We start from the raw sequence: 14,750 nt of genomic DNA, 5'->3' as shown, positions 1-14,750 counted from the left end.
TGCTAGTAATCGCGGATCAGCACGCCGCGGTGAATACGTTCCCGGGCCTTGTACACACCGCCCGTCAAGCCATGGAAGCCGGGGGTACCCAAAGTCAGTGACCTAACCGCAAGGGAGGAGCTGCCTAAGGTAAAACCGGTGACTGGGGCTAAGTCGTAACAAGGTAGCCGTACCGGAAGGTGCGGCTGGATCACCTCCTTTCTAAAGAGAATTCAACATGAACTATTATGAATTATTTAGTTACTCGCTCTTTTTATTTTCCTGAGCAGCTCTGGCTGCTGTGATATAATCACGGGCCTGTAGCTCAGTTGGTTAGAGCGCACGCCTGATAAGCGTGAGGTCAGTAGTTCAACTCTACTCAGGCCCACTTTAGGGTGCGTATTAACTAAACACCCAGAAGAAATTCTGGGGCTATAGCTCAATTGGGAGAGCGCCGCCCTTGCAAGGCGGAGGTTAACGGTTCGATCCCGTTTAGCTCCACATAATATTTGTTCTTTGAAAGATTGAAAGAGTATGAAATTATCGAAAGATAATTTTTACTGAGTCTAGTAAAAATATAACATCTATCTTGTGATATAAATTTTTTTGGCTAAGTTATTAAGGGCATATGGTGGATGCCTTGGCACAAAGAGGCGATGAAGGACGCGGCTACCAGCGATATACCACGGTGAGGTGGAAGCAACCTAATACCCGTGGGTTTCCGAATGGGGCAACCCTTCCCGAGTAATGTCGGGAAATTCTTATCTGAATCCATAGGATAAGCAAAGTCAACTCAGAGAACTGAAACATCTAAGTACCTGAAGGAAGATAAAACAATAGTGATTTCCTAAGTAGTGGCGAGCGAAAGGGAAACAGCCTAAACCGTCTAACATGTTAAAGGGTGTGACCGTTGTGTTAGCGGTGTAGCGGGGTGTTTTTGGACTGAATTACAAATAAGTCGAGAAGTAAAAAATTATATTATTAACCGAATATTCTGGAAAGTTCAACTATAAAGGGTGATAGTCCCGTAGGTGAAAATAATATAACTTCTTTGAAGACATTCCCAAGTAACACGGAATAAGTGGAAGTTTGTGTGAATCTGGGAGAACCATCTCCTAAGGCTAAATACTTCTTTGTGACCGATAGCGCATAAGTACCGTGAGGGAAAGGTGAAAAGTACTCCTAACAGGAGAGTGAAATAGTACCTGAAACCATATGCTTACAAGCAGTTGGAGTTCCGATTTATCGGAATGACAGCGTGCCTTCTGGATAATGAGCCTACGAGTTAGTCGTTTGTTGCAAGGTTAATCCGCTTAGCGGAGAAGCCGTAGCGAAAGCGAGTCTGAATAGGGCGATTAAGTAACAGGCGCTAGACGCGAAACCGAGTGATCTACCCTCGTCCAGGATGAAGTGAGGGTAAAACCTCATGGAGGTCCGAACTAGTGTGGGTTGAAAACCGCTTGGATGAGGTGAGGGTAGGAGCGAAAGACCAATCAAACTCGGAGATAGCTCGTATTCCTCGAAATAGCTTTAGGGCTAGCGTCGAGTAAAAATGTAAGGGAGGTAGAGCACTGATTGGGCTAGGGCTGTCACAACGGTACCAAACCCAGACAAACTCCGAATTCCCTATACATGTTTCTCGGCAGTCAGGCAGTGGGGGATAAGCTTCATTGCCAAAAGGGAAACAACCCAGACCATCAACTAAGGCCCCAAAATAGTAGTTAACAGATAAAGGATGTTAAGTTGCTCAGACAACTAGGATGTTGGCTTAGAAGCAGCCATTCATTTAAAGAGTGCGTAATAGCTCACTAGTCAAGCGACTTAGCGTCGACAATACCCGGGACTTAAACTACTTGCCGAAGTTATGGGCTTCGATTTATCGAAGCGGTAGAGGAACATTCTATTCAGCACTGAAGGTGTGGCGTGAGCCATGCTGGAGCGGATAGAAACGCAAATGTAGGCATTAGTAACGATAACGAAGATGAAAAATCTTCGCGCCGAAAATCTAAGGTTTCCTGAGCAATGTTAGTCATCTCAGGGTTAGTCGGACCCTAAGCCGAGGCTGAAAGGCGTAGGCGATGGAAGACAGGTTAAAATTCCTGTACCTGGTATAAATCGTTCGACCGTAAGGAGGGACACAGGAGTGAAAGGTTAGCCACCTGTTGGATTAGGTGGTCTAAGTAAGTAGGTGGAGAGTGTAGGCAAATCCGCATTCTCATTAACACCGAGATACGAACGGGAGTTCTTTGGACACAAACTAACCATAAACAGACTGTCGAGAAAATCTTCGTACGGAAGATTTGTATCAGACCGTACCGCAAACCGACACAGGTAGATGGGATGAATATTCTAAGGCGCTCGAGTGAGCCGTGGTTAAGGAACTCGGCAAATTAACCCCGTAAGTTAGCAAGAAGGGGTGCCTCAAGTATGTGAAACTCCCGCGAGTTTAGCAGAAAGAGGCCGCAGATAAATGGCCCAAGCGACTGTTTAACAAAAACACATGTCTCTGCGAAGTCAATTCAGACGATGTATAGGGACTGACACCTGCCCGGTGCTGGAAGGTTAAGGGAAGAGGTTAGCAGCAATGCGAAGCTTTGAACCGAAGCCCCAGTAAACGGCGGCCGTAACTATAACGGTCCTAAGGTAGCGAAATTCCTTGTCGGGTAAGTTCCGACCTGCACGAATGGTGTAACGATTTGGGCACTGTCTCAACCACGGGCTCGGTGAAATTGTGGTACCGGTGAAGACGCCGGTTACCCGCATATGGACGGAAAGACCCCGTGCACCTTTACTGCACCCTAGCATTGGGTTCGAGTAAGGCATGTGTAGAATAGGTGGGAGACTTTGAAACCGGGGCGCTAGCTTCGGTGGAGTCAACGGTGAAATACCACCCTTGTTTTATTTGGATTCTAACCTCTGCCCTTGAATCAGGGTAAGGAACAGTGTTAGGCGGGTAGTTTGTTTTATCTGGATTCTAACCTCAACCCATGAATCTGGGTTAGGAACAGTGTTAGGCGGGTAGTTTGACTGGGGCGGTCGCCTCCCAAATTGTAACGGAGGCTCTCAATGGTTCCCTCAGCATGGTTGGTAATCATGCGTCGAGTGCAAAGGCATAAGGGAGCTTGACTGCGAGACATACAGGTCGAGCAGATGCGAAAGCAGGACTTAGTGATCCGGCGGTAGTGAGTGGAAATGCCGTCGCTCAAAGGATAAAAGGTACGCCGGGGATAACAGGCTGATCTTACCCAAGAGTTCATATCGACGGTAAGGTTTGGCACCTCGATGTCGGCTCATCGCATCCTGGGGCTGAAGAAGGTCCCAAGGGTTTGGCTGTTCGCCAATTAAAGCGGTACGTGAGCTGGGTTCAGAACGTCGTGAGACAGTTCGGTCCCTATCCTATGCGGGCGCAGGATACTTGAGAAGAGTCGCTTCTAGTACGAGAGGACCGAAGTGAACGCACCTCTAGTGCACCAATTATCACGCCAGTGGTATCGTTGGGTAGCTATGTGCGGATGTGATAAGCGCTGAAAGCATCTAAGTGCGAAGCACACTTCAAGATTAGGTATCCCGTCGCAAGACCTAAAGACTCCTTGGAGATTACAAGGTTGATAGGCTGCAGATGTAAGTTCCGCGAGGAATTAAGTCGAGCAGTACTAATAAGTCGTGAGACTTAGCCATTATTATATTTCAAGATAGATGTTAAAGACTCAATCTCTTTCTTTCTTTCATTTTATGTTTGACAGAAAACAAAAATTTTCTGGTGGTTATAGCTAAGGGGAAACACCTCTTCCCATTCCGAACAGAGAAGTTAAGCCCTTATACGCCGATGGTACTGCGTGCGCAGGTGCGTGGAAGAGTAGGTAGCCGCCAGGATTAAATTTAAGAAGCCCATTCGATTTTCGTTTGGGCTTTTTTGTTAGTAAAAAATATAAAATTTGAACTACCGTTTGATTTCTCTTCCGCCGAGTTCGTTTATTATTGCGTTTGCAATTGGATCTTCATCAGCTTTTGTGGAATTATTGTTCGGATTTGCATATATGGCTTTTTTTGTTGCGGAAGATTTTTTCCCTTTTGAGATTTTCATTTCAATTTTTTGACCGAACACTTCTTTTGTCTTTTTATCAAGATAGGTTTTATTGTTGTTTATTATGTCACCATCTTCAGGATGTTCAACTTCAAGATGCAATTGATGGTTATTGAATTCAACAGGATTTGAGTTTAATAAAACTGATGCAAAAAATAATTTTTCTGATTTTACCTGTTCTATAAAATTATTCCACTTGGAGATAATATCGTTAAAATCTGTTGTGCTGTTTAACGTTGGGGTAATAAATTCTTTTATTTCAGGAACAATGATTTCCTCTTTTAGTGCTGGTCGCACATTTGAAATAGGAGAATTAATTTGTTTAGAGGAAGAGTTAAATTTTACTGAAGAATCAAGAACTATTTTTGGTTTAGTCTCCGGATTGCTTTTATCAATATTAGAAAGTAGTTCTGTTATAGTTGAAGATTTTTCCAAACCAATTAGATGACTAAGCGAAATTTCGATTTTTAATTTTTGATTTGAAGATGATTTAATCTCCCACTGAACTTTATTGAGAAAAGCAAAAATTCTTAAAATATCTCCTTCTGAAAACTTGCCGATATATTCTAAATATTTATTCTTGAATATCTCCGCTTCTTCTATCAGATCACAATTTTTACGGACAACCACAGTCATTATATTCCTAAAATGTTCAATCAGCCCAGCTATAAAATCAACATAATTCCATCCGTTCTCATAAATTTTTTGAGAGACATCAAAAGCAGCAGTAAAATTCTTGTTTAGAATTGCATCCGAAATATTAAAATAAATCTCTTCATCAATTAGATTAAACATTTTCGAGAGAACGTTAGAATCAACATCCATCCCGCTGAAAGAAATTACTTGATCGAATAAACTCTGTGCATCTCGCAGAGCGCCATCGGCTTTTTTTGCAATTAGTGTGAGAGCTATATCATCGATCTTAATTTTTTCAGCATCGGCAATTTCCTTTAATAGTTTTTTAATAACGCTCATTTCAATACGGCGGAAATCGAAACGCTGACAACGGGAAATTATTGTTAACGGAACTTTATGAACATCGGTTGTGGCAAAAATGAATACGGTATGTTCCGGCGGTTCTTCCAATGTTTTTAGAAGCGCATTGAATGATTCGGTTGTTAACATATGCACTTCATCTATTATATAAACTTTGTAATTGCCTTTTGTAGGAGCGTATTTAACTGATTCCCTAAGCGTCCTAATTTCTTCAATGCGTCTGTTAGATGCGCCGTCTATTTCAATAATATCAAGCGATCGTGAATTGGCAAAAGATTGACACATTTCACATTCATTACATGGTTCGCCATTTTTAGAATTTAGGCAATTCAGTACTTTGGCTAGAATACGAGCCGTGGTGGTTTTACCAACACCTCTGGGACCGGCGAATAAATATGCATGTGCAATTCGATTGCTTAGAATTGCATTCTTCATTGTTGTAGTGATATGTTCTTGACCTACAACATCTGCAAAAGTTTGCGGACGCCATTTGCGTGCAGTAACAATATATTTAATTTGTTCAGCCATTTTGTATCCTATTTACAAAACTATTCTTTCAAAAGAAAGTTTTTGAATTAATGTTTTGCTCAAAATTTCTAGATATTTTTTATCTGTTTCATTAAAAGCAGAAAGTTGATAACTATCTAAATCCAACACTCCGAAAATCTTTTCATCTTTTATTAAAGGAATTACAATCTCCGATCGTGAACCGACGTCGCATATGATATGCCCCGGAAATTGATCAACATCGTTTACAATTATTATTTCTTTTCGTGCAGCACAACCACCGCACACACCTTTGCCAATTTCGATAACTGTACATGCAACTTTCCCTTGAAAGGGACCTAGATAAAGTTTTCCATCTTTTAAGAGATAGAAACCAACCCAACTAATTTTATTAAAAGTATCTTTGAGCGCTGCAGTAACATTCGCAAGATTTGAGATCAACGGTTCATCCGGATTAACCAACGAATTCAATTGTTGAAGGAGCGATTCATAAATTTCTGACAGGGGAAGATTTTTATTAATAACTAAAGTCTTGGCCATTACTTTGGTTTTTTCTTCAATAATTTTTTGTTCGGTTTTTTATCCGCTTCGAAAACAAATTTTAACGCTTCTTTTATAGTCTGAATCGGAATAATATTCATTCCATCTTTAACTTCCGATTTAATTTCACTTAGATCTTTTTCATTTTCCTTTGGTATCAGAACTATTTTTATTCCGCTTCTTCTTGCTGCAAGCAGTTTTTCATTTAGTCCGCCGATCGGTAAAATTTTTCCGCGCAAAGTAATTTCCCCGGTCATAGCTACATCATTACGTGCAGCTTTACCGCTTAAAGCGGAAAACATAGCCAATGCCAATGTTATGCCTGCACTTGGTCCGTCTTTAGGTATCGCACCTTCGGGAAGATGTATGTGTATCTCTTTGTCTTTTGCAAAATTCGAATCTAACCCAAAATCTTTTGCATTTGAACGTAAATAGCTAAGAGCAGCTTGTGCCGATTCTTTCATCACATTTCCAATTTGTCCAGTGAGTGTAAGTTTTTCTGTACCTGTCATAACAGTTGCATCAACTTGAAGAATCTCACCACCCATGCTTGTCCATGCTAAACCAGTAACACTTCCTACACGTAATTCTTTATCAGCTTTTTGAGTTCTGAACCTTGGAACACCAAGAAACTTTTCAACAAGCGCAGTATCAATAGAAAATTTCTTTTTAGATTTCTTCTTGCTTCCATTGTTTGAATGAGAGATAATTATTTCGCGTGCAGTTTTACGAAGTACAGATGTGATCTCACGTTCAAGATTTCGAACACCGGCTTCACGTGTATAATCCATAATTATTTTGGTAATCGCTTCGTCTTTGAATTCAACATTATATTTTTCAAGACCGTGAGCTTGAATCTGTTTAGGAATGATATGTCGTTTTGCTATCTGAACTTTTTCATGCTCAAGATATCCGGGTAATTCAATTATTTCCATTCTATCCTGTATAGGAAGCGGAATATTATATCTAACATTTGCAGTTGTAATAAACATAACTTGAGAAAGATCATAATCAATATCCAGATAATGATCATTGAATGTATGGTTCTGTTCAGGATCTAGAACTTCTAGCATGGCAGATGACGGATCGCCGCGGAAATCCATACTCATCTTATCTATTTCATCAAGAAGCATAATCGGATTAATTGTTTTTGCGCGTTTCATTGATTGAATAATTTTTCCCGGCATTGAACCGATATAAGTTCTTCTATGTCCGCGGATCTCTGCTTCATCACGAACGCCGCCGAGCGAAATGCGAACAAAATTTCTACCAATCGCACGTGCAATAGATTTTCCAAGCGAAGTTTTTCCAACTCCCGGAGGTCCAACAAAACATAAAATTTGTCCGCGCATATTTTTTACAAGATTTAAAACAGCAATGTGTTCTACAATTCTCTCTTTTGGCTTATCAAGACCGTAATGATCTTCATCTAAAATTTTGCGGACGTTTTTTATATCAAGATTGTCTTTTGTTTTGATATGCCAAGGAACATCAATCAGCCAATCAAGATAATTACGAATGACAGTTGATTCGGGAGAACTTGGAGGAGTTTTCTTCAATTTATTGAATTCTTCAATAGCTTTTTCATAAATAGGTTTTGGCATCTTGGAATTTTTAATTCGCTCTTTAAGTTTTGTAAATTCTGGAGATGCTTCATCTTCTTCGCCAAGTTCATCTTGCAAAATTCTAATCTGTTCTTGAATAATAAATTTTCGCTGCGTCTTTTGAATATTTTCTTGAACTTTCCCTTCGATCTCTTTTTCAATTTTCAAAATTTCTATTTCTGAATTAAGAATTCTAATAACTTCGTAGAGCTGATCTTTTAAGGAAAATTTTTGTAGGATTTTCTGCTTAACTTCAATTTGCTGATTTATGTTTGCCGCAACGTAAAATAATTTACGGTCAGGTTCATCAATATTATCAAGTGCAGTTACGGCTTCGGGAGGAACTGCTTTATTTATTTTTACATACTCTTTGAAAAGATTTGACATTTGCCGCATCAATGCGTTCTTCTCCCGCGGGTCTTCATCTTTCTGAGAGATAACTTCTATCTCGGCTTCGTAGAAATTTGTTCTATCAGTGAAAGAAATAATTCTTCCTTGAATTATTCCGTCAACTAAAATTTTAAGTAATCCGTTTGGCAGTTTTAGTATCTGTATTATTTTTGCAATCGTTCCTTCAGTATAAATATCTTCTTTAGCCGGTTCTTCTACATTAGATTTTTTTTGAGCAGCCAGAAAAATATATTTTGAGCCATCGAGTGCAAAGTTTGCGGCTTTTATGGATTGTTCTCTTCCAACCAATACAGGAAATATCATGTACGGAAAAATTACATTATCACGAAGAGGCAGAACTGGTAATATGCGTGGAATACTGTCTATTGTTGAATAATCGTTGCTTGTCTTACTAATAATTTCATCCATTAAAATTAATTTCTCCACTGTTTTAATTAATCTTTAAGTAAATATACCAACAAATCACTGGGCTATCAAGAAACCAGCTAGAGCATATATTTATCTATTCTTTTCATGATCTTGATCTTACTTTTTGTGAATAGGAATAAATACGATCAAGATTATGAGCAAGAAATATTTTATTAGACTATTTTTGCTTAAATAAATTGTGGATAATAATGATTGATAAAGTTATTCAAATCTCAAAAGAAGCTGGAGAAATTGTAAGAGAAGGATTTGGGAAAAATTTTTCTACTGAATACAAAACAAATTCATCAGACCTTGTAACTGAGATAGATAAAAAATCTGAAGCTTTGATAATTGATTTTATTAAAAAAGAATTTCCCGGTCACTCAGTTCTTGCGGAAGAGAGCGGTGAACACGGAACAAGTTCCGAATATCTCTGGGTAATAGATCCGCTTGATGGGACAACAAACTTTGCACATGGATTTCCAATGTTTGCTGTTTCAATCGGTGTGCAGAAAAATGGCGGGACAATTTGCGGTGCTGTTTATGATATTATGAGAGATGAAATCTATACATCTGAAAAAGGAAGCGGTTCTTTCCGCAATGGAATGAAATTAAAAGTTAGCTCAAATACAGATTTGAGAAAAAGTGTTCTTGTTACCGGGTTCCCGTACAACATAGCAGAAAATCCAGATCATGCATTTGAAAGATTTATTGATTCATTAAAATCTGCACGCGCTGTTCGCCGTCTTGGTTCTGCCGCAATTGATTTTTGTTATGTTGCTTTAGGAGTGTTTGACGGATTTTGGGAAGTCCATCTTCATCCTTGGGATATTTGCGCGGGCAAATTAATTGTTGAAGAAGCCAGCGGTGTAGTTACGAATTTTGCTGGAGAGAAGATTGATATTTATTCTAAGCAGATTTTAGCAACAAATAATTTTGTTCATCGTTCCATGATTAAATTACTGAGTAACTATTAATCAATTTCTGCTGCATTTTTCAGCTGACAGAAAATCCGAAATAAAATTTATTATAACAAATACACACCTTGTTACGTCTCAATAAACAAATAAATATTCGATCTTGTTTTGGAGTAATGTAATTTATTATTTTAACGCAACCTATCCTGTAATAACAAAATAAAGAGTGAGAAAGTGGAAACAAAAAGCGCGGATTTATCTTCATTAAAAATTGACAGAAGCCAGAAAAATGTAAATCCCGAACAGAAGGGAAAGCTTGTTAAAATGATTGCTACCGGATTAGGTATTACAATTATTTTACTTGTCATTGTATTTCTATTTAAATCTTACACAAGTCCGGCTATAGAAGTGAAGATGACTTATGCAGCGACGCAATCATCAGCGCAAAGTAGCGCCATATTAACAGCAAGCGGTTATGTAGTTGCACAAAGAAAAGCTGCAGTTGCTTCAAAAGGAATGGGACGTTTAGTTTATCTTGGAGTTGTTGAGGGCGATAAAGTTTCGGTTAACCAAGTTATAGCAAGATTGGAAGACAGCGATATCAAAGCTCAACTTGATCAAGCGAAAGCAAATTTAAAACTTAGTCAAGCAGATTTAAATGATGCCGAAAAAAATTATAATCGTCAAAAAGATTTATTAAGAACCGGTTCTGCAAGTCAAATGGAATTTGATGCCGCTGAGACAAGATATAATAGAGTGCTTGCATCAATTGAAGTTGCTAAAGCATTAGTTACGCAATCAGAAGTTGCTCTTGAAAATACTTTGGTGCGGGCACCATTCAATGGAACCGTTCTTACAAAAAATGCAGATGTTGGCGAAGTTGTTGCACCGATGGGTGCGGGCGTAAATTCCAAAGCCGCCGTTGTAACTATGGCTGATATGAATTCTTTGCAAGTCGAAGCAGATGTGAGCGAGTCGAATATTGAAAAGATCGAACCAAATCAGAATTGCCAGATCACACTTGATGCATACCCCGGGCATAATTATGCCGGTTATGTTGCTAAGATCGTTCCAACAGCAGACCGCGGTAAAGCTACAGTTATGGTTAAAGTTGGATTTAAGAGTTATGATAAACGAGTTCTTCCGGAAATGAGCGCAAAAGTTCTCTTCCTTCGTGAAGCAATGAAAGAAGAATTGAAAAATGAAAAACCGAATTTAGTTGTTCCTAAAACTGCGGTTGTTACCAGAGGAGATCAGAAATTTACTTTCAAAGTTCGTGATGAGAAAGTTGTTCAAGTTGCAGTAACAACCGGAAAAGATTTTGGTTCTTTTATTGAAATCACTAATGGATTGGAAAACGGTGATGAAATTATTGATAATGTTACTGCTGAAATTAAAGATGGTGCGAAAGTTAAAATTAATAAATAAAAGCCTCACCTAAATCCTCTCCAAAGGCGAGGACTTTAAGTGGTCAAGAAATTATTTTGAAAGGAGTATTGAATGAGTGCAATTATTCAAGTAAAAAATTTATCGAAATCATACTGGCGAAACAGTTTGGAAATTCCTGTTCTTCATGATATCACTCTTGATGTTCAAGAAGGAGAATTTCTTGCACTGATGGGACCTTCCGGTTCCGGTAAAACAACATTGTTAAATTTAATTGCCGGTATTGACCGTCCGACAAATGGAGAAGTAACAGTAGCAGGAACGAACATAGCAAAACTTGGCGAATCAGCTCTTGCAAAATGGCGTTCATCAAATGTCGGTTTTGTTTTTCAATTTTATAATTTAATTCCTGTTCTTACTGCATTTGAAAATGTTGAACTTCCGCTTCTTCTTACAAAACTTTCCAAATCCGAAAGAAGAAAACACGTTGAAGCAACATTAAATATTGTTGGACTTGGCGATAGAATGAGTCATTATCCGAAACAACTTTCCGGCGGACAGGAACAGCGTGTAGCAATTGCACGCGCTATTGTTACCGATCCGGTAATACTTGTTGCTGATGAACCAACCGGTGATCTTGATAGAAAGTCTGCTGAAGAAATTCTAACATTGATTGACCGATTAAATAAAGAATTCAAAAAAACTGTTATAGTGGTTACTCACGATCCGCACGCCGCCGAGAAAGCTTCCCGTAAGCTTCATCTCGATAAAGGCGATTTGGTGTAAGGAGCCGATATGAAAATATTTAAATTAATTTTTAAGAATGCACTTCGACACAAGCTGAGAACATCCCTTACAATTCTTGGAATTACAATTGCGATCATTGCATTTGGTTTGTTGAGAACTGTGGTTACCATTTGGTATTCAAGTGTTGATGCAACAATGGCGAACCGGTTGATAACCCGTCAATCAGTTTCATTCATTTTTCCATTACCATTTGCGTATAAAGATAAAATTCAATCTGTCCCTGGAGTTACCAATGTATGCGGTGCAATTTGGTTTGGTGGAGTTTACAAAGACAAAAAGAATTTCTTTGCTAGAATGGCTGTAGATGATAACATGTTCGAAGTTTATCCTGAATTTTTATTACCGAAAGCAGAATTCGAATCATATAAGAAACAAAGAAACGGATGTGTCATTGGTTCCCTAATTGCAAAACAATATAATTTGAAAATCGGCGATCAAATGGTGCTCGACGGAGATATTTATCCCGGTAGATGGGAATTCGAAGTTCGCGGAATATATAAACCTAAGAATAAAAACACAGATGCAACTCAAATGGTTTTTCATGTGGATTATATAAACGAACGAATGAAAGTAGAAACTCCGCCACGTGCTAATCAAGTTATGTGGTATATGGTTCAGATTGATGATCCGAATCGCTCTGCACAAATTTCAAATCAGATTGATGAGATGTTCAAGAATTCAACCGCTGAAACAAAAACAGAAACAGAAAAAGCATTTACACAGGGATTTATTTCTGCTTCCGGTGCAATCATAACAGCAATGAACTGGATGTCTTTCATGATCATAGGAATAATTTTATTAGTTGTTGCTAACACAATGATAATGTCTGCACGGGAAAGAACACGTGAGTATGCAGTATTCAAAACACTTGGATTTTCAGCTCTTCACTTAACCGGTTTGATTCTTGGTGAATCTATGTTGATCGCTTGTCTTGGCGGAGGAATTGGTTTAGCTCTAACATTCCCAGTTGTGTCGGGATTTGAACAGGCAATGCCGAAAGGATTTTTCCCGTTCTTCTTTATTGAACCGATCACTATTGTTCTTGCAGTTATAGCAACTTTGTTAGTTGGATTGCTTGCTGCAATATTCCCGATTCAACGTGCACTTGGAACAAAGATTGTTGATGGATTTAGGTTTGTCGGATAAATTTTAAATAGATTCTGCATCAAGTGCGGAATGACAAAAAGAGGTTAACATGGCAGTTCCATTCAAATACACTATAAGAAGTTTGATAACTAGAAAACTTACAACATTAATTACAGTTGCAGGTATTGCGCTTGTTGTGTTTGTATTTGCGGCTGTGCTTATGATGGCTTACGGTGTTGAAAAAACTTTAGTTGCAACGGGATCAAAAGAAAATGTTATGGTGATGAGAAAATCTTCACAAGGTGAAATTTCCAGCATCGTTGATGGTGAAACACAAAATGTTGTTCGGACATTTCCATACATAGCGAAAACAAACGACGGAAGACAAATAATTTCCGGCGAACCGGTAGTGATAATTAATTTAGAAATAAAAAAAGGCGGAATGAGTAACATAACAGTTCGTGGTGTTTCGCAATTGGTTAATATTTTGCGTTCGCAATTGAAAATAACCGAAGGAAGAATGTTCAACCCTTCTTTAAGGGAATTGATTGTCGGTAAATCAATATCAAATAAATTTGCCGGAGCTGAGATAGGAAGTAAAATAAAATTTGCCGGTGATAACTGGACCGTTGTTGGTTTGTTCGAAGCAAACGGAAGCGGATTTGAATCCGAAGTTTGGGGCGATGCAACTCAGTTGCAGAGTGCATTTAATCGCGGTAATACTGTTTCAACTATGACAATTAAATTAGATAACCCGAATAACTTTGAAAAATTCCAAAGAGAATTTAATGCAGACAGAAGACTTCAACAATTTGAAGTAATGACTGAACAAAGATTCTTCGAGATGCAATCGGAATTTCTTGCAGCATTCATTCGAATTCTCGGAACCTTTATTACAGTAATATTTAGTTTCGGTGCAATTATTGGCGCAACTATTACAATGTATGCCGCTGTTGCTAACAGAACAGTTGAAATTGGAACGATGCGCTCACTTGGTTTCAAACGTAGAAGTATTCTCCTCGCATTTTTAAGTGAATCTTTACTGATTACATTGATCGGTGCCGCAGTTGGATTGTTCTTAGCATCATTCTTACAGTTATTTACAATCTCAACACTAAACTTTAATTCATTCTCTGATTTATCATTTGCGTTTGCTTTAAATCCATCAATAATTATTTCATGTTTAATCTTTGCGGTTGTTATGGGACTGCTCGGTGGATTCTTGCCTGCAGTTCGTGCTTCAAGGTTAAATATTGTTGGTGCATTAAGAGGGGGTTAAGTCCAAATTATTCTCATCTTTTAAATTTGCGGTGGGGGGGTAGTTTTCCTATTTTTGCCAGCCAAATGTTAAAGAAAATAATCATAGCAATAGACGGTCCCGCCGGTTCAGGCAAAAGTACTGCTGCTAAAAACATTGCACAAAAACTTGGTTTTACATATTTGGATACCGGTGCGATGTATCGCGCTATTACTTTTATTGCTCTAAGAAATGGCATCGCCGAAAATATTCCTGCTGTTATTGAAATGGCAAGGCGGATCAATTTAAAGCTAAGATTTGAAAACAACATAACAAGAGTTTTTGTTGATGACGAAGAAGTTACCGAACAAATTAGGACTGCAGAAGTTAACGGAAAGGTTAGCGACATAAGCAGAATACCAGAAGTAAGAGCAGAATTAGTTAAGATTCAAAAAAGATTAGGTGATGAAGGAAATATTGTTGCTGAAGGAAGAGATGTTACTACAGTTGTGTTTTCTAATGCAGATCTAAAAATTTTCCTTACTGCTTCGATTGATATAAGAACTAAAAGACGATTAAGAGAATTTCAAGATAAAAACATTTCGATCACATTTGAAGAAGTTAAAGCTAATTTGGAAAAAAGAGATAGAATTGACAGCGAAAGAGAAATCTCTCCGTTAAAAAAAGCTGATGATGCAATAGAGCTTGATAATTCCGCATTAACTCCTGAACAGGATTATGAATTCTTGCATAAGAAAATTAACGAGATTCTAAAAAAATAAAATGCC

9 protein-coding genes, 2 tRNA genes and 3 rRNA genes are annotated in these 14,750 nt (G+C 38.4%); 11 read left to right on the top strand and 3 right to left on the bottom strand.

What is annotated here, in order from left to right; all coding sequences use genetic code 11:
• The 5 genes from NTZ27_04815 to rrf form a co-directional block, all read left to right on the top strand.
• Positions 1 to 201 (top strand): 16S ribosomal RNA (locus NTZ27_04815); the annotation flags it as partial.
• A 92-nt stretch (positions 202 to 293) separates the two neighbouring features.
• Positions 294 to 367 (top strand) — tRNA-Ile (locus NTZ27_04810).
• 40 nt (positions 368 to 407) lie between these two features.
• Positions 408 to 480, top strand: a tRNA-Ala gene (locus NTZ27_04805).
• Between the two features lie 107 nt (positions 481 to 587).
• A 23S ribosomal RNA gene (locus NTZ27_04800) occupies positions 588 to 3,657 on the top strand.
• A 78-nt stretch (positions 3,658 to 3,735) separates the two neighbouring features.
• Positions 3,736 to 3,852, top strand: a 5S ribosomal RNA gene (rrf, locus tag NTZ27_04795).
• A gap of 67 nt (positions 3,853 to 3,919) precedes the next feature.
• On the opposite strand, the gene dnaX is transcribed toward rrf, so the two are convergent.
• Genes dnaX through lon form a run of 3 tightly spaced genes read right to left on the bottom strand, consistent with a single transcriptional unit; the run spans position 3,920 to position 8,529 of the window.
• Entirely contained in the window at positions 3,920 to 5,587 is a 1,668-nt protein-coding gene (dnaX, locus tag NTZ27_04790; GenBank protein ID MCX6174056.1) for a DNA polymerase III subunit gamma/tau, read from the bottom strand.
• A 12-nt stretch (positions 5,588 to 5,599) separates the two neighbouring features.
• Positions 5,600 to 6,106 (bottom strand): GAF domain-containing protein, encoded by a 507-nt coding sequence (locus tag NTZ27_04785; GenBank protein MCX6174055.1) that lies wholly within the window; start codon positions 6,104 to 6,106, stop codon positions 5,600 to 5,602.
• Complete coding sequence (gene lon, locus NTZ27_04780; GenBank protein MCX6174054.1) at positions 6,106 to 8,529, bottom strand: endopeptidase La; 2,424 nt, start codon at positions 8,527 to 8,529, stop codon at positions 6,106 to 6,108. Before lon ends, NTZ27_04785 begins: the two co-directional genes overlap by 1 nt.
• A gap of 209 nt (positions 8,530 to 8,738) precedes the next feature.
• On the opposite strand from lon, the gene NTZ27_04775 reads away from it, so the two are divergent.
• The 6 genes from NTZ27_04775 (at position 8,739) to cmk (ending at position 14,744) form a co-directional block, all read left to right on the top strand.
• Positions 8,739 to 9,506: an inositol monophosphatase family protein gene (locus NTZ27_04775; GenBank protein ID MCX6174053.1), complete on the top strand. Its 768-nt coding sequence runs from the start codon at positions 8,739 to 8,741 to the stop codon at positions 9,504 to 9,506.
• 174 nt (positions 9,507 to 9,680) lie between these two features.
• On the top strand, positions 9,681 to 10,874 hold the full coding sequence (locus tag NTZ27_04770) for an efflux RND transporter periplasmic adaptor subunit (protein MCX6174052.1): 1,194 nt from the start codon (positions 9,681 to 9,683) through the stop codon (positions 10,872 to 10,874).
• 72 nt (positions 10,875 to 10,946) lie between these two features.
• A complete protein-coding gene (locus tag NTZ27_04765) occupies positions 10,947 to 11,618 on the top strand; it encodes an ABC transporter ATP-binding protein (GenBank protein ID MCX6174051.1) in 672 nt (223 codons plus the stop codon).
• 9 nt (positions 11,619 to 11,627) lie between these two features.
• Complete coding sequence (locus NTZ27_04760) at positions 11,628 to 12,785, top strand: ABC transporter permease (protein MCX6174050.1); 1,158 nt, start codon at positions 11,628 to 11,630, stop codon at positions 12,783 to 12,785.
• A 49-nt stretch (positions 12,786 to 12,834) separates the two neighbouring features.
• Positions 12,835 to 14,004 (top strand): ABC transporter permease, encoded by a 1,170-nt coding sequence (locus NTZ27_04755; GenBank protein ID MCX6174049.1) that lies wholly within the window; start codon positions 12,835 to 12,837, stop codon positions 14,002 to 14,004.
• A 65-nt stretch (positions 14,005 to 14,069) separates the two neighbouring features.
• Complete coding sequence (gene cmk, locus NTZ27_04750) at positions 14,070 to 14,744, top strand: (d)CMP kinase (GenBank protein MCX6174048.1); 675 nt, start codon at positions 14,070 to 14,072, stop codon at positions 14,742 to 14,744.
• Positions 14,745 to 14,750: the final 6 nt, after the last annotated feature.

It is taken from the genome of Ignavibacteriales bacterium, from assembly GCA_026390775.1.
GTDB lineage: Bacteria > Bacteroidota > Ignavibacteria > Ignavibacteriales > Melioribacteraceae > Fen-1258.
Note: the sequence above shows the minus strand (reverse complement) of the source record. Positions and strands in the feature narration are given on the sequence as shown.

Bases quoted from the DNA above. Each gene is read 5' to 3' on its own strand.
- NTZ27_04755 (MCX6174049.1), top strand. From the start codon at position 12,835: ATGGCAGTTCCATTCAAATACACTATAAGAAGTTTGATAACTAGAAAA.
- NTZ27_04775 (MCX6174053.1), top strand. From the start codon at position 8,739: ATGATTGATAAAGTTATTCAAATCTCAAAAGAAGCTGGAGAAATTGTA.
- cmk (MCX6174048.1), top strand. From the start codon at position 14,070: ATGTTAAAGAAAATAATCATAGCAATAGACGGTCCCGCCGGTTCAGGC.
- NTZ27_04765 (MCX6174051.1), top strand. From the start codon at position 10,947: ATGAGTGCAATTATTCAAGTAAAAAATTTATCGAAATCATACTGGCGA.
- NTZ27_04760 (MCX6174050.1), top strand. From the start codon at position 11,628: ATGAAAATATTTAAATTAATTTTTAAGAATGCACTTCGACACAAGCTG.
- NTZ27_04785 (MCX6174055.1), bottom strand. From the start codon at position 6,106: ATGGCCAAGACTTTAGTTATTAATAAAAATCTTCCCCTGTCAGAAATT.
- dnaX (MCX6174056.1), bottom strand. From the start codon at position 5,587: ATGGCTGAACAAATTAAATATATTGTTACTGCACGCAAATGGCGTCCG.
- lon (MCX6174054.1), bottom strand. From the start codon at position 8,529: ATGGATGAAATTATTAGTAAGACAAGCAACGATTATTCAACAATAGAC.